Consider the following 14894-nt stretch of genomic DNA (forward strand, 5'->3'; position numbering starts at 1 on the left):
AGCGACTCATCGGCGCCTGACAACCACACTGCCTGCACTGTACCCTGCACCGAAAGAGCAGATAACGCCAATGTCACCCGCCTCCAGCGATTCACGGTGTAAATGAAACGCGATGATAGACCCTGCCGAGCTGGTATTCGCGTAGCGATCAAGAATGATCGGTGCCTGCTCCGCACTGGGGTCGTAACCGAGCACTTTGCGCGCAATCATATCGTTCATGTGGCGGTTTGCCTGGTGCAGCCAGAGGCGCTTCAAATCGCTGCCCTTTAACTCCAGCGATGCCAAATGCTGCGCGATCATCGACGCGACCATCGGGCATACCTCGCGAAAAACGCGGCGCCCTTCCTGAACGAACAGCTTATCTTCCGCTAGCGGATCACTATCGGTGACGCGATTCAAAAACCCGGCATTGTTGCGGATGGCATTGGAATACATCGTCGCCAACCGGGTCCCCAGTATCTCGTAGGCCTCGTCGGCGGACGCACTCGCCGCGTCTTCCAGCACCATTGCGGTACACGCATCACCAAAAATAAAGTGGCTGTCACGGTCGGTAAAATTGAGGTGCGCCGAGCATATTTCAGGATTCACGATCAACGCGCGCTTCACGCTGCCCGATGCAATGGCGTTGGCAGCGGTTTCAATCGCGAAGGTCGCCGAACTGCAGGCCACATTCATATCGAAACCGTAGCCGCCAGCACCAAGCGCGTGCTGAAGCTCAACCGCCACGGCTGGATAGGCGCGCTCGAGATTGGAGCAGGCAACGATCACAAGCTCAATATCCCCGGCATCCACCTTCGCATTGGCTAATGCCTCACGCGCGGCACTCAGCGCCATGTCACATTGGATAGAAGGCTCGTCGTTTTGCCGCTGAGGCAGTTTGGGACGCATACGCGCCGGGTCAAGAATACCTTCGGCATTCAATACGTAGCGGCTCTTGATGCCTGACGCTTTTTCAATGAAGTCGCTACTCGAGTGAGCGAGCGGTTCCCGCTGCCCCTGCTCAATGGCATCTGCATGGCGGTCATTTTCCTGATCCACCCAGGCGTTGAATGCGGCAACCAAGGACGCATTATCGATGGCGTGTTCCGGTGTATAAAGCCCCGTACCGGTTATCACCACGTGTGTCATGTACATCTCCTTTTCACGGCTGCTTGCGCCAGGAAGCTCCAACCGCCGCCAATATCATCACTGTGTGCGTTTCACGCGCATTTTTCCAGCCCGCATCTAAACGCTAATTATCTCTTGCCAACGTTTCTCCAGCCGCTTCACCGAAACGGGCATCCGTGTCCCCAACTGCTGGGCAAACAACGAGACGCGAAGTTCCTGCAACCACCAGCCAAACTCGACGAGCGACGGGTCTTCAACGCGCCCACGGCGTTCGTTTTCGCGACGGGCATCGAATTTTTCCTCCATCGCCTGAATGTCCTGCATCAGCATTTGATCGCGCCCCCGCTCGCGGGCGGCTTTTTCCAACCGGATCAATGCTGCCTCGGTGTAGCGCGGGTACTCTGAAAGCCACTCCCCCGCCTGGGTAATAAATCCAGGGTAAACCAGCCGCTGCATTTGTGCTTTCACGTCACTGTAGACAAGTGCCAGCGCAAAGTTCAGCTTGCCTTTCAGTATCTTGCTGACCGCCAAATGGCCTTTCAGCGCCGCTTCCACCTGGCCAAGCAGTTGCTCGGCGTGGGGTACCAGGTCGCCCTTGACCGCTGCCAGGCGGTCGTTCAGCTCGGCGGCCGAGCGAGGAATTGGCGCCTGTGCCACCGTTTGGGTAAACACTGCCACTAACACATCGTCGATCAACGCCTGCTTGCTACCTACATTGGTGAACAACAACGCGCACTTTTCCAGCCCGGGCAGTGCCTTGATCGCCTTGACCTGGGCGGGAGATTGCTGCATCGCCAGACGCGCCACGCCCATTTGGTGGGCCGCCTGGGCTTTTGCCGCATGGTCAAAGAGCATTACCTTAAACGTATCGGCCTCGTTAACCAATGCCGGGTAGGCTTCAACCCGAATACCCGCCTGGGTGGTCACGCGGGAATCGGGCAGGGGCTCCTCAGGTAACCCTGATAAATCCGGGGCTTCGCTGACCTGCTCGGACAGTGCCTGAGCACCGGCCTTGGCCGCCGCTTCAAACGTCGCTTCCAGCGCCCGCAGGGAGCGGCCCTGCCCCAGCGTCTCGCCATCATGATCCACCACCCGGATATTCATCATCAGGTGAGCGGGCAAGGTATCAAAGCGCCAATCGTCCGGGTGCACACGTAACCCTGTGCGCTGGCGAATGAACTCGCCCAGGGCCTCGGTCAAGGGCCGCTCATCCGGCACCAGTGTTTCCAGTGCTGCGTCGACCCAGTCAGGAATGGGCACCACCTGGCGGCGAATGCTCTTGGGCAAGGCTTTCATCAAGGCAATGCATTTCTCGCGCAGCAAGCCGGGTACCAGCCACTCCAGAGCATGCTCCGGTAGTTGTGGCAGCATCGCCGCGGGGACGGTCAAGGTGACGCCATCGTCCTCCGCGTCGGGGTCAAAATGATAGCTCAACGGGTAGGCAACCCCCGAAAGGGTCAGATGATCAGGGTACTGTGCCTTTGTGACGTCCTCGGCGTCGCGGGCCTTGAGCGCTTCGATATCGAACTTGAGCAGCTCTGGTTCCTGCTGTTCGGCCTGCTTGCGCCAGTGTTCAAACCCTTTGCCGTTGACGATGTCGCTGGGGAGCCGCTCGTCGTAAAACGCAAACAAGGTGTCTTCGTCGACCAGGATGTCGCGACGACGGGCACGATCTTCCAGCGATTCGACTTCTTCAATCAGCGCCCGGTTGTGGGCAAAAAACTCGCCCTTGGTGTGAAACTCGCCCTCTACCAGCCCGCGGCGAATGAACAGCTCCCGCGACTCGGCCGGGGCGATCGGGCCGTAATGCACACGGCGCCGGGTCACGATGGGCAAACCAAACAGCGTCACCTGCTCGAACGCCACTACCTGGGCACGCTTCATTTCCCAATGAGGCTCGCTGTAGCTGTGCTTCACCAGATGTGACGCCAGTGGCTCAATCCATTGGGGGTCAATCTTTGCCACGGTGCGCGCAAACAGTTTGGAGGTTTCCACCAGCTCGAAGGCCATCAACCATTTGGGCGTTTTTTTGGCCAACCCCGAGCCTGGATGAATCATGAACTTACGGTTACGCGCACCTAAATACTCGCGATTTTCCAGCAGCGTACCCAGGTTGGAGAGCAACCCGGTCAGCAAGGCCTTGTGTAGCGGACCGGAGGTTTTACGCCTTGCCTGTCGCGCCTGCTCTTCGTTTTCATCCGCCGGGGCGGGCGTCGGCGCTGGTACCTCGATGTCCATATCGCGCAGCAGCTGACGCAACTGGCGGAAGGTATCGTGCCACTCGCGTACGCGCAGGTAATTGATGTAGTGGTCCCGGCACCAGCGACGCAGTTGATTGCCTGACAGTGCTTCGCGGGCATTGTCGATGCCGTGCCAAAGGTTCAACAGCGCCACGAAATCCGAGTCGGGATCGTGCCAGCGCTGGTGGGCCTGATCGGCGGCCTGGCGTTTGTCGGCCGGACGGTCACGGGGGTCCTGAATCGCCAGTGCAGAGACCACGACCAATACATCGCGCAGGCTGCCCTGCTCGTGACCCGCCAGCACCATACGCGCCAGCCGGGGGTCTATCGGCAACCGTGCGAGCTTGCGACCCAGCACCGTGAGCCGCTGACGCTCGTCCACCGCCCCGAGTTCAAAGAGCAGACGGAAACCGTCTTTGATAAAGCGGCTGTCGGGCGGGTCGACGAACGGAAAGTCCTCGATATCACCCAGCTTGAGGGCCAGCATGGATAAAATGACCGAGGCAAGATTGGTGCGCTGGATCTCGGGGTCGGTAAACGCCGGGCGGGCCAGAAAATCGTCCTCGTCATATAGACGAATACACACGCCTTCTGCAATCCGCCCACAGCGTCCCATGCGCTGGTTGGCGCTGGCCTGACTCACCGGCTCGACCGGCAAACGCTGGATCTTCGACCGGTAGCTATAACGGCTGATACGCACCAACCCCGGGTCGATCACATAGCGGATGCCGGGGACGGTCAGCGAAGTTTCGGCGACGTTGGTCGCCAGCACGATTCGTCGCCCACGGTGCGGCGCGAACACCCGGTTCTGCTCGGCGTTGGAAAGCCGCGCGTACAGCGGCAGTACTTCACAGTCACGCAAGTCAGCGCGGCGCAGAGTATCAGCCGTTTCACGAATTTCCCGTTCGCCGGGCAGGAACACCAGCACATCGCGTGGCCCGTGCTGCCAGCCCTTTTCACGTTCCAGCCCCTCGATTTCCTCGACCGCGTGGAGGATACCCTCTTGCAGGGTGCGGTCCTCTTCGTCCTCGCCGTCGCGTACCAGTGGCCGGTAATGCACCTCAACCGGATAAGCCCGGCCGGAGACTTCAACCGTCGGGGCGGGGCGCTGGGCACTGCCGAAATGGGCGGCAAATCGCGCCACGTCGATGGTGGCCGAGGTGATGATAACCGACAGGTCCGGGCGCTTGGGGAGCAGACGTTTCAGATAGCCCAGCAGGAAATCGATGTTGAGGCTGCGCTCGTGGGCTTCATCGATAATGATGGTGTCGTAGCGCAGCAAAAGCGGGTCGTGCTGGGTTTCCGCCAGCAGGATCCCGTCGGTCATCAGCTTGACCAGGGTGTTCTCGTTGCTCTGGTCGGTAAACCTGACCTGATACCCCACCTGCTCGCCAAGCGGCACTGCCAGTTCCTCGGCAAGCCGGGTGGCCACACTGCGCGCGGCAAGCCGACGCGGCTGGGTGTGGCCTATCAGGCCACGCCGACCACGGCCTAGCTCCAGGCACATTTTGGGTAACTGGGTGGTTTTACCCGACCCGGTTTCCCCCGCGACGACAACGACCTGATGGTCGCGCAGCGCCGCAAGAATATCCTCACGGCGTTCAACCACCGGCAATTCGTTCGGGTAGTTCCAGTTAAACGACTGGTTCTCTCGCTGGTGAAGCACCTGCTGCGCGCGCGCCACCTCGGGTTCCAGCTCGTTCAACCCCCGGTCGATGGGTTTACCCTCCTGCAGACGACGCGACAAACCGGCCAACCGCCGCTCGAAACGCTGGGCATCGCGTCGCATCGTGTTGTTCACGGCGGACTTGAGCGTCTTGAGGCGTTGTGCATCGGAGGTCGTTGCGAGCGGCGTGTCGTTGGTCACGATATATCCAGGTCCTATGGGCACTTGCAGGGTGGCACGTATAAAAAAGTCTGCCCGCTCAACCGAGCGGGCAGATCATTGTAACGCGTTCACTTAGCTGGCGCATAAATCGCGCCACCGATTAAGCGTCAGCGGAGGTGTTATCTTCGTCACGGAGCTGACGGCGCAGCACCTTACCGACGTTCGTTTTGGGCAGCTCATCGCGAAACTCGATGTGCTTCGGCACTTTGTAACCGGCAAGTTCACTCTTGCACCAGCGACGCAGCGTTTCGGCATCCAGCTCGGGATTTTTGCTGACCACGAACAGCTTGATGGCCTCTCCCGCCGCTTCATCGGCAACGCCTACCGCGGCTGACTCGACCACATCGGGATGTCCGGCCACGACGTCTTCCACTTCGTTGGGATAAACATTGAATCCCGAGACCAGAATCATGTCTTTCTTGCGGTCCACAATACGGATGTAGCCGTCTTCCTGGAGCACGGCAATATCACCGGTAGAGAACCAGCCGTCGGCATCAATGGAGGCGCGCGTCTCTTCCTCACGCTGCCAGTAGCCCTTCATGACCTGAGGGCCCTGCACACACAGCTCGCCAGGCTCGCCCAGCGGCTGGTCCTGACCGTCGGCATTGACGACTTTGACCGCCGTCCCTGCCACCGGTTTGCCAATCGTGCCTAGCTGAATGGCATCCGACGGGTTGAAACTGACAATCGGCGAGGTTTCCGTCAGTCCGTAGCCTTCCGAGATGGGACACCCCGTTACCTCTTCCCAGCGCTTCGCGGAGGTTTTCGTCAAGGCCATACCGCCAGAAATGGTCAGGTGCAGTTTCGAGAAGTCGAGCTGCTTGAAGTCCTCGCGATTGCACAGCGCATTGAACAGTGTATTGAGACCAATAAAGGCGGTAAACGGCATGCCCTTCAATGACTTGATAAAGCCATTCAGATCACGCGGGTTGGTGATCAATACCGAATGGTTGCCAGTCTCCATCAGAAACAGGCAGTTCACGGTAAAGGTGTAAATGTGATACACGGGCAACGGCGCAATCACCAGTTCGTTGCCATCGGTCAGGTTACCGCCGATAGCTTGTCGGGCCTGCAGCATGTTGGCGACAAGGTTACGGTGGGTCAGCATCGCCCCTTTGGGCATGCCGGTGGTCCCCCCGGTATATTGAAGCGCGGCCAGATCCTCCTGGTCTCGGGTGACTTCGCGGTGACTCAAGGCCTGCCCTTTATTCAACGCATCGCGCAGACGCACCGACTGAGGTAACGAAAAGCGCGGGACCATTTTCTTGATGTACTTGACCACGCTGTTGATCAGCAGCCGTTTGGGGAAGTCGTGCAGGTCGGCAAGCTCCGTCACGACCACATGCTTGATCTCCGTTTTATCGAGCACGCGCTCGAGCTTGTCCGCCATGTTGGCCAGGATCACGATCGCCTTGGCGTTGGCATCCTTGAACTGGTGGGCCATTTCGCGCTCGGTATACAGCGGGTTGGTGTTGACCACCACCAGGCCCGCGCGCAGCGCACCAAATACTGCCACCGGGAACTGCAGCACATTGGGCAGTTGAATGGCGATCCGGTCACCGGGCACCAGGTCGGTTTCATGCTGTAACCAGGCGGCAAAATTAGCTGATAACCGGTCAAGGTCAGCAAAGCTGAGCGTTTTGCCCATGCAGCTAAATGCCGGCTTGTCTTTGAAACGTTCAACGGCCGTGTGGAAAACGTCGGTCACGGCACCGTACTGCTCTAAGCCCTCGAGCACGGGACCGCGAAGAATAGGGGCATCAGCTTGTTCGCTCATGGGCAATCTCCAGTTTCCATGTCGATGTCGTCACCGACCTTGTTGTTGTCGAGTCGCGAAGAACGCAACGATATACGACTGACCTACCACTGTAAAACGATCGATTGAAACTTTCGTTTCAACTTTAGCCCTAACCTCCCATCATGCCTGACTTAAATAGCGCGCCTGAATGCATCCATCGCGCCACACCAGCAATTCCCCCGGCTGCATGCGGCACCAGTGTTCATTATGGGTCAGTGGTTCGGTCGCAATCACCGACACGATATCGTTGGGCGTGGTATGTTCGGCAAAGTTGACCGTTAGCTCGGCATCAGACAATTCAGCCTCACCAAAGGGCGCAGCACGGGTGATATGAGCAAGCTTAGTTGAACAGTAGGTATAGAGATACGTGCCGTCAGAGAGCAGTAGATTAAAGACACCCAGCGTTCGCAGCCGCTCGCATAGACCGTGTAGCGTTTGCCAAAGCGGCGCTTGCTCGTCTGGCGGGGTTGGAAAGTCACGCCTTAGCTCGCTCATCAGCCAGCAGAAAGCGTGTTCGCTGTCCGTGCTGCCCACCGGGGTGTAAAAGCCCAGCGGCAAAGGCTGCCAGTCGCTCAGCTGACCATTGTGGGCGTAGCACCAGGGCCGCCCCCACATTTCGCGGGTAAACGGATGGGTATTGGCCAAGGTGACCCCACCGACGTTGGCCTGGCGAATATGACTGATCACGACATTGGATTTGATCGGGTAATCGCAGATCAGTCGTGCGATGGGCGAGTCTACCGACGGATGGGGGTCGCGGAACTCCCGGTAGCCCCCTTCTTCATAGAAGGCAATGCCCCAACCGTCGCGGTGCGGCCCTGTTCCGCCGCCCCGGTGCAGGAAGCCAGCGAAGCTGAAACAGATATCGGTGGGCACATTGGCGCTCATTCCCAACAGCTCACACATCGACGTGCTCCTGTCAGGCTTAGCCTATCACCGGTTCACGGCGGCGTGTTTCTTCGGGATCGTCGGCCGTGTTTTCTTCAGCCGCAGGCTCAAGGACGGCCTTGTTGCGCCCACGCCACCATAGTGCAACGCCTACAACGCCACCAATTGCCATGCCAAGCACCAAGCACAAAAGGCCGTTACGCAGTGCGCCACCGTTGCTCTCTAAAAACCCTACAGCGGCAACCATGGCGGAAGGCGCCCACCCCGTGTAAAACTCGCCCTCTTCCACCAGGGGCAACCGAAAGGGTGCAGGCGCCCACATCGCACCGCCAATGCACCATGTCAGCAATAGGCGCGACAATCTGGGCAAAAAGGCGAACGCAAAATAAACGGCCAAGCACACGACCAGTGACAGACCGTAATAACTCAACCACAACAGTGACATTGAATCAGCAAACAGCATAATACTCCTCATGAGGGTGTACTCACCCAACGTAGATTTCCCGTTATGGTACCTATCAATTTATGAAAGCACAGCCAGCCCTGAACAACAGCCACCCGGTCAGCGCCTATTTTCGTGCGGATGATCCACACTGGCACTGGCTAGAGCAGCGCGACAGCGCCGATGTCAGCCAATTTCTGACCGCGGCAAACCAGCAGCATGCCGCATGGTTCAAACCGCTGGAACCGCTTGCCGACGCACTTTATGAAAGCCACCTGCGCCGACGGGAACTCGCGGTCACCAGCCTTCCGACAACGCTCGACCACTTTACGTTCTGGAGCGAAACCGCCGCCGATGAGGAATACCCCCGCTGGTGGCGTCACCCCAACGGTCAGCCCGACGCCTCTGAATGCGTTCTAGCGGTACCCGACCTTGCCGCCGGGCAGCCATTCTACGAAATGGGCGACATGGCGCTGTCACCTGATGAAGCATGGCTGGCCTGGACCGACGATAATCAGGGAGACGAGCGGTTTACTCTGTGGCTAAAACGCCTGCCCGACGGTCAACCGGTTCAGTTGCTCAGCGACATCGGCCCCGGCATCTGCTGGGCAGAAGACCAGACGGCTGGCCGTGCCTCGCTGCTGTTTACCCGCTTCGACGACACCCAACGCCCGGACAGCATTTGGTGCCTGCCAATCAGCCTTGACCACACACCGCACTCACAGCCAGCGACGTTATTGCTGCGCGAGGACGACCCGGAGTTTTGGCTGGGCATGGGCAAAACCCGTTCCCGGGAGTGGCTGGTGCTTGAAAGTGCCTCCAAAGACACCAGTGAAGTCCACGTGGTGCCAGCCCGAACGCCGACCGATACACCCCGCTGTCTTCAAACTCGCCAACCCGGCGTTGAGTATACGATAGACCATCGTCCCGGCGTATTTTATCGGCTGCATAATCAAGCCAGCGCCCATTTCCAGCTTGACGTGTTAGCCATCGAGGAACTGGATAGCGACTCGCCTGCATGGCAGCCCCTCGTCCCCGCGCGGGAAGACGCTACCCTGGAGGGCATAGATGCCTTCGCCTGGGGGCTGATGCTTGCTGAACGCGATCATGATCGAGCACAGGTGCGACTGCGTCGCCTGGACCTCAACCCGCAGCAGCACATCACCCGGGACGACTACCTCGACCAACCCGAATCGCTGTGCTCACAGCTGCTTGAGGACGCCCCCCACTTCGATACCCAGGTGCTGCGTCTGCGGGAAGAATCGTTTACCCGTCCGCCCAGCTGGTATGCCCTGGACCTGACCACCGGGGAGCGCACACTGCTCAAACGCGTGCCAGTATATGGCAGCCTGGCACCCGAACAGCTCGTCAGTCAGCGGATCTGGGCGACCAGTGCCGACGGCCAGCGTGTTCCCGTTTCGGTCGTTACGCGTAGCGACCTGGCCAACCAGCCGCTGCCCACCCTGTTATATGGCTATGGTGCTTACGGAGAACCCCTCGACCCGTGGTTTTCCATTGCCCGCCTGGAACTGCTCGAGCGGGGTGTTGCCTTTGCCGTGGCCCACGTGCGCGGAGGCGGCGAGCGTGGCGAGCCCTGGTATCTGGACGGCAAGATGGCCCACAAGGAACACAGCTTTGACGACTTTCTAGCCGCCCGCGATGCCCTGGTGGCGCAAGGCTTGAGCGATCCACAGCGGATTGTCGCCTGTGGCGCAAGCGCGGGCGGCCTGCTGGTGGGCACCTGCCTCAATCGTGCCCCTGAGTCGTTTTGCGCCGGTGTCCTCGAGGTGCCGTTTCTCGACGTGCTACGCACCATGCAGAATCCGTCGCTGCCATTGACCACCGCCGAATACAGCGAATGGGGCAACCCGGTCGACCCGCAGGTGGCCGAACGTATCCGCCATTATTCGCCCATCAACAACGTGACGGCCCAACGTTACCCGGCGCTGTGGCTGGAAGGCAGCTGGTTTGATACCCGGGTTAGCTACTGGGAACCGGCGAAATTCTATGCGCGGGTCAGCCAACTCCAGCAAGGCGACGCTCCGGTATTGCTACACACCGATATGAGTAGTGGCCACGGCGGCGCCTCCGGCCGTTTCAAGGCGTGGCGCGACGCCGCTCGCCAGGATGCCTTTATTCTCTGGGCGCTAGGCTTGGTGGATTGATCCAATCCTGATAGATCGTTTTATGAAAGATCGTTAGATGGAGGGGATTTTTATGGAAAAGGTTTCCATAAAACAGAATCATGTGGCATATTATGCCTTAGTCTTACAGACCAAGGTTGTAAAACCTCAAGGAGATACCATGCCACATCACGATCATTTCCCGACCATTTGGGATACACCGCGCAAGCCCCGCAAAGCAAAAGCGCCATCGCATGCGCAAGCGGTAACGCAGGCAACAAAACCAGCGAAAGAGGCATTTTTATCGATCTGGGATAAGCCAACACGCAAGTCAGCCGTTTAACAAACAGGGGTGGGAATGCACATGCTACCCATAAGCGGGGCGCTACATGGGCAGTACGGCGATGATATGGGATTCCAGCCGGTGTTCGGGAACATCATCCTGAGAAACGGCATAGCTGCGCACACTCACCCCTTTGCGATGGACTCGCTCGGCATCGTTGCTGAGTAAAGGGTGCCAGCCGGCCAGCTTGCGCCCTTCGGCGACACGCCGGTAGCCACAGGTGGACGGCAACCAGGTGAATTCTTTCACCAGCTCAGGGGTCAGCTGAGTACAGTCGGGGACGAAGTCGAAACGATTTTCGTAATCGCTGCATTGGCAACTATGCGTATCCAGCAGCCGACAGGCCACATTGAGCACCGCCAGCTCCTGGCTTTCTTCATCGTGCAGCTTCAACAGGCAGCACTGCCCGCAGCCATCGCAGAGTGCCTCCCACTCGGCCGTGGTCAGTTCTTCCAGCGTATAGCGCTCCCAAAAGCGCTCGCGTAACGCGCCTGTCATTGGATCACCTTCACTTGCTACTCGTATGCGTTGGGAAACGACGCTCGGTACCTAGCGCATCAAAAAGCGCGGGCCAGAGTTCATCAAAATCGCTCTTTAACTGAGCGTAATCCTCGTGTAGCCATGGGACAAGCTCCGCCAACCGATTGGGTCCTGACAGACGTCTGCCTACGCCAGCAATGGCCTGGCAGGTAAAATCGAAATCGGCATAGCGGCGCAGCCAGTCGTGGGTGATCAAGGGTTCCACCATGGGGGCCAGGCGGTCAGGCGCCGAGCGCTCATTCAACAGCCGATAGCAACGCTCGATCAATACCGGCTGTGAGGCGTCGGCATGGTGTTCCAGGGAAAGAAAGTGGTCCCAGACAATATCCAGCGCAATGCCCATGAAGCGCCGCTGAGCGGGGGGCGACCGACGCAACGCCGCCTTGACGCATGGATGCCCGTCCACCCAGGCATCCACACGGCGATGGTGACGGATACCCAGGGCCGTATCATCAGGCCAGGCGGCCAGATCACGGCCCTTGACCCCATCGGCAATCAGATTGCCGTAGAGGAAGTCATCGCTGCCGTCGCGGGCAAGCCAGGCATGGGCGAGAAAATTCATTCGCCTGGCGGATTGCCGGAATGCTGCTGGGCCAGGTGTTCCGTCAATAAATTCGTTTCGTTGCCAGGTGGCATCTGCAGATAAAAACCCTGGGAATCGATCGCCTCGATGATGTCTGCCGCACTGGCACGCGCCAGCTTTTTGTCAGCGGTCAAAATCATGGTGAGCAATGCCTGGGGCTTGCCAAACGACGCCAATAGCGGCTCGGGGACATGCGCAAGCCCCTGACGCTTATCAACGTAAAGATACATTTCATCTTTACGCGAGCTTTTGAAAATCTCGCACAGCAGTTTATCGCTCACTGGGTCTGCGCCTCCAACGCCGTTGCCAGATCATCATTCAGCCGTTCACCTCGCCAACCGATGGGCAGGGTTAGCGGCGACCCCGCCAGCGACTGCATAACCAGCGCCTCCAGATCACGGCGGCGCAACAGCACCTCAGGCGCAAGCCCCAGTTCATCGGCATGGCCTTTAACCACTTTCTTTAACGCCTTGAAACGCTGCTTGAAGGCTGGTTGCATCGGGTCCGGCCATGGCGTGGGCAAGGCGTCACTGGGCGTATGCTGGGCCTCCTTGACAAAGCCCAGCAGGGCATCGCCCTCTTTCTTGACCAGCGGGGGTGTCATTCCTTCAACACGGGCTAGTTCATAGCGATTGCTAGGCATCGCCTCGGCGATGGCCATCAAGTGTTTATCGCTTATCAGCCAGTTCCGCGGTATGTCGCGACGACGTGTCTCGCCTTCCCGCCAGGTGGTCATCAGCTGATACGCTTTCAGTTGTGGCGCGGTGAGTCGCCATAGCTGGCGTTGCCGGGTGTACCACTGAGTGTCGTTGTCATCGCTGCGACCCGCCTGGTCGATCAGTTGGCGGCAGTCGCTCTCCAGCCAGGCAAAGCGGTCAAGGTGCTCGAGCTGCTCACGCTGTTTTGCCCATACATCGAGCAGGTAAATAACGTCCAGCGCGGCATACTCGCACTGCGCGGCGGTCAAGGGGCGCTCCAGCCAGTTGGAGCGGGTTTCTTCCTTGGGCAGGGTTCTACCCACCCAGGCCTCGACCAGCTTCTGGTATCCCATGCTGGGATTATCACCCAGAAACCCCTGCGCCACCTGGGTGTCGATCAAGGGGCTGGGCAAGACGCCTGCCCAGATTTGAAACACCTCCAGGTCTTCACTGCAGGCATGCAGCAGCTTGATCGCTTGATTCTGCAAAAGAGCTCGAAAGGCATCGGTACAGGGCGTTGCCAGCGGGTCGATCAGGAACGCATGCTCACCCGCGCTGAACTGGATTAGCGCCGGGATGGGAAAAAACGTTTTCTCGCGGAAAAACTCCGTATCCAAGGCAATCACAGGGGCATCGGCCACCTGTAGGCAGGCGTCATCGAGGGCCTGCGGCGAGGCAATCCAGCTGATGTCAGCGGGTTGAAATGAGGACAAAAGTCTATTCCCTGTTTGCACAACCGCCTGAGCGCTTGCATGAGAGTAAGTTATTCACTGCTGAACGGCTGGCGGCCGTTGAATGCTCGGCTAAGTGTGCCGCCGTCTACGTATTCCAGCTCACCGCCCATGGGGACGCCGTAGGCAAGCCGCGATAGTGTTACACCGTGTTCCGCCAGCAAGGCAGCAATGTAGTGCGCGGTGGCTTCGCCCTCCACCGTGGGGTTGGTGGCGAGCACCACTTCGCTGATTTGACCTTCCGCGACACGGGCTTCAAGCACATCCAGGCCGATAGCATCAGGCCCGATGCCATCCAGCGGCGACAGGTGGCCATGCAGGACGAAATAGCGCCCCTGAAAGCCACCGGCTTCTTCAATCGCCAGTTGATCGGCAGGAGATTCCACCACGCATAGCAGCTGGTCATGGCGGCGCGGGCTTTCACACAACGCGCAGATATCCGCTTCAGTCAGCGTTCGGCAACGCCGACAGTAGCCGACTTCGTCAATCGCCTGCTGGATCGTGGACGCCAGTTTCTGGCCGCCGGGGCGGTCCCGTTCCAGCAGGTGCATGGCCATTCGCTGTGCGGTTTTTGGCCCCACGCCCGGCAAGACGCGAAAGGCCTCCATCAGTTGCTCGACAAGCGGAGAAAACCGCATCATTTAAAATGGCATTTTGAAGCCGGGGGGCAGATCAAGCCCGGCAGTGGCTTCTTCCATCTTGGCTTTCGAGTTGACCTCGACTTTGCGCACCGCATCGTTGACGGCAGCCGCCAGCAGATCTTCCAGCAGTTCTTTGTCTTCCTGCATGACGCTCTGGTCAATATCGACCGAAATCACGTCATGACGGCCATTCATGGTCACCTTGACCATGCCGGCGCCAGCTTCGCCCAATACTTCTGCCTCGGCCACTTCTTCCTGGGCACGCTGCATTTTTTCCTGCATCTCTTGGGCTTGTTTCATCAAGTTGCCCATGCCGCCTTTCATCATGGTAAGACTCTCCAATCATCAGTGGATCGCACAGCGTTAGCGCGACGCTTCAACAGGTTTGACGCTGGTTTCGACAAGCTGTGCGCCGAAAGCCTGCATTAACTCTACTACATGGGGGTCGCGCTGCAAGACATCAACCGCCTGAGCGTGACGCTCCGCCTGGCAACGCACTTCGCGCTGCCGAGGGGTTTCCAGGGCACCGGCGAGGTCTTCGACATGAAACACCACGCGACGCTTCACCCCCAGTTCGGCCAGGGCATTCTCGATGCGCGTCTGGTGAACCTCGGCTTGCATCGCCGACTGGCTAGGCGCCAAGCGCAGCGTGAAGGTGTGCCCATCATCAGTGTCCAGCTGACAATGGGCGGCCAGGTTACGCGTCAGGCCGCCAAGCCCCAGGGCATCGAACTGCTCAAGCCATTGGGCATGGTCCCAATACTCGGACGGGGGTGCGGAAGCACTGACTTGAGCAGCCGACTCTGGCTCTGACTCTGGCTCTGGCTCTGGCTCTGGCTCTGGCTCTGGCTCTGGCTCTGGCTCTGGCTCTG

At 59.1% G+C, this 14894-nt stretch carries 14 protein-coding genes; 2 read left to right on the forward strand and 12 right to left on the reverse strand.

Translation table 11 applies throughout. The features are described 5' to 3' along the window. Positions 1-6 precede the first annotated feature (6 nt). From ADS46_RS10510 to ADS46_RS10530, 5 genes are all read right to left on the reverse strand, one after another. Positions 7-1128: a beta-ketoacyl-ACP synthase III gene (locus ADS46_RS10510; protein WP_066319797.1), complete on the reverse strand. Its 1122-nt coding sequence runs from the start codon at positions 1126-1128 to the stop codon at positions 7-9. 96 nt (positions 1129-1224) lie between these two features. After that, positions 1225-5136: an ATP-dependent RNA helicase HrpA gene (hrpA, locus tag ADS46_RS10515; protein WP_234346814.1), complete on the reverse strand. Its 3912-nt coding sequence runs from the start codon at positions 5134-5136 to the stop codon at positions 1225-1227. A 199-nt stretch (positions 5137-5335) separates the two neighbouring features. Further along, entirely contained in the window at positions 5336-7012 is a 1677-nt protein-coding gene (locus ADS46_RS10520; RefSeq protein ID WP_066319800.1) for an AMP-binding protein, read from the reverse strand. Between the two features lie 141 nt (positions 7013-7153). Further along, the gene (locus ADS46_RS10525; protein WP_066319802.1) at positions 7154-7939 is read right to left on the reverse strand and encodes a class II glutamine amidotransferase; all 786 of its coding nucleotides are present in this window, start codon (positions 7937-7939) and stop codon (positions 7154-7156) included. A gap of 19 nt (positions 7940-7958) precedes the next feature. Next, positions 7959-8384, reverse strand: coding sequence for a hypothetical protein (locus tag ADS46_RS10530; protein WP_066319803.1), 426 nt, complete (start codon positions 8382-8384; stop codon positions 7959-7961). Between the two features lie 62 nt (positions 8385-8446). Here ADS46_RS10530 and ADS46_RS10535 point away from each other — a divergent pair, with 62 nt between their 5' ends. Together ADS46_RS10535 and ADS46_RS10540 are read left to right on the forward strand one after the other, a co-directional pair. Continuing rightward, positions 8447-10528, forward strand: a complete 2082-nt coding sequence (locus ADS46_RS10535; protein ID WP_066319805.1) for a S9 family peptidase — start codon at positions 8447-8449, stop codon at positions 10526-10528. 52 nt (positions 10529-10580) lie between these two features. After that, positions 10581-10829, forward strand: a complete 249-nt coding sequence (locus tag ADS46_RS10540) for a hypothetical protein (RefSeq protein ID WP_156524501.1) — start codon at positions 10581-10583, stop codon at positions 10827-10829. A 42-nt stretch (positions 10830-10871) separates the two neighbouring features. Here ADS46_RS10540 and ADS46_RS10545 read toward each other — a convergent pair whose 3' ends face one another. The 7 genes from ADS46_RS10545 to ADS46_RS10575 all read right to left on the reverse strand — a co-directional run. Continuing rightward, a complete protein-coding gene (locus tag ADS46_RS10545; RefSeq protein WP_066319809.1) occupies positions 10872-11327 on the reverse strand; it encodes a YcgN family cysteine cluster protein in 456 nt (151 codons plus the stop codon). A 10-nt stretch (positions 11328-11337) separates the two neighbouring features. Then, on the reverse strand, positions 11338-11931 hold the full coding sequence (locus ADS46_RS10550; protein ID WP_066319811.1) for an ACP phosphodiesterase: 594 nt from the start codon (positions 11929-11931) through the stop codon (positions 11338-11340). Further along, positions 11928-12233: a YcgL domain-containing protein gene (locus ADS46_RS10555; protein ID WP_066319813.1), complete on the reverse strand. Its 306-nt coding sequence runs from the start codon at positions 12231-12233 to the stop codon at positions 11928-11930. Before ADS46_RS10555 ends, ADS46_RS10550 begins: the two co-directional genes overlap by 4 nt. Further along, a complete protein-coding gene (rnd, locus tag ADS46_RS10560; protein ID WP_234346811.1) occupies positions 12230-13363 on the reverse strand; it encodes a ribonuclease D in 1134 nt (377 codons plus the stop codon). The genes ADS46_RS10555 and rnd overlap by 4 nt, the downstream gene beginning before the upstream one ends. A gap of 50 nt (positions 13364-13413) precedes the next feature. Beyond that, on the reverse strand, positions 13414-14019 hold the full coding sequence (gene recR / locus ADS46_RS10565; RefSeq protein ID WP_066319820.1) for a recombination mediator RecR: 606 nt from the start codon (positions 14017-14019) through the stop codon (positions 13414-13416). A gap of 3 nt (positions 14020-14022) precedes the next feature. Continuing rightward, entirely contained in the window at positions 14023-14349 is a 327-nt protein-coding gene (locus ADS46_RS10570) for a YbaB/EbfC family nucleoid-associated protein (RefSeq protein ID WP_066319816.1), read from the reverse strand. 36 nt (positions 14350-14385) lie between these two features. Further along, positions 14386-14894 (reverse strand): DNA polymerase III subunit gamma/tau C-terminal domain-containing protein (locus ADS46_RS10575; protein ID WP_324611678.1); only part of this gene is annotated, 509 nt, incomplete at its 5' end.

It is taken from the genome of Halomonas sp. G11 (genome assembly GCF_001663515.1).
Classification (GTDB): domain Bacteria; phylum Pseudomonadota; class Gammaproteobacteria; order Pseudomonadales; family Halomonadaceae; genus Vreelandella.

Coding starts and splice junctions, on each gene's coding strand:
- ADS46_RS10510 (WP_066319797.1), bottom strand. CDS start 1,128: ATGACACACGTGGTGATAACCGGTACGGGGCTTTATACACCGGAACAC.
- hrpA (WP_234346814.1), bottom strand. CDS start 5,136: ATGCGACGCGATGCCCAGCGTTTCGAGCGGCGGTTGGCCGGTTTGTCG.
- ADS46_RS10520 (WP_066319800.1), bottom strand. CDS start 7,012: ATGAGCGAACAAGCTGATGCCCCTATTCTTCGCGGTCCCGTGCTCGAG.
- ADS46_RS10525 (WP_066319802.1), bottom strand. CDS start 7,939: ATGTGTGAGCTGTTGGGAATGAGCGCCAATGTGCCCACCGATATCTGT.
- ADS46_RS10530 (WP_066319803.1), bottom strand. CDS start 8,384: ATGCTGTTTGCTGATTCAATGTCACTGTTGTGGTTGAGTTATTACGGT.
- ADS46_RS10535 (WP_066319805.1), top strand. CDS start 8,447: ATGAAAGCACAGCCAGCCCTGAACAACAGCCACCCGGTCAGCGCCTAT.
- ADS46_RS10540 (WP_156524501.1), top strand. CDS start 10,581: ATGGAAAAGGTTTCCATAAAACAGAATCATGTGGCATATTATGCCTTA.
- ADS46_RS10545 (WP_066319809.1), bottom strand. CDS start 11,327: ATGACAGGCGCGTTACGCGAGCGCTTTTGGGAGCGCTATACGCTGGAA.
- ADS46_RS10550 (WP_066319811.1), bottom strand. CDS start 11,931: ATGAATTTTCTCGCCCATGCCTGGCTTGCCCGCGACGGCAGCGATGAC.
- recR (WP_066319820.1), bottom strand. CDS start 14,019: ATGCGGTTTTCTCCGCTTGTCGAGCAACTGATGGAGGCCTTTCGCGTC.
- ADS46_RS10570 (WP_066319816.1), bottom strand. CDS start 14,349: ATGATGAAAGGCGGCATGGGCAACTTGATGAAACAAGCCCAAGAGATG.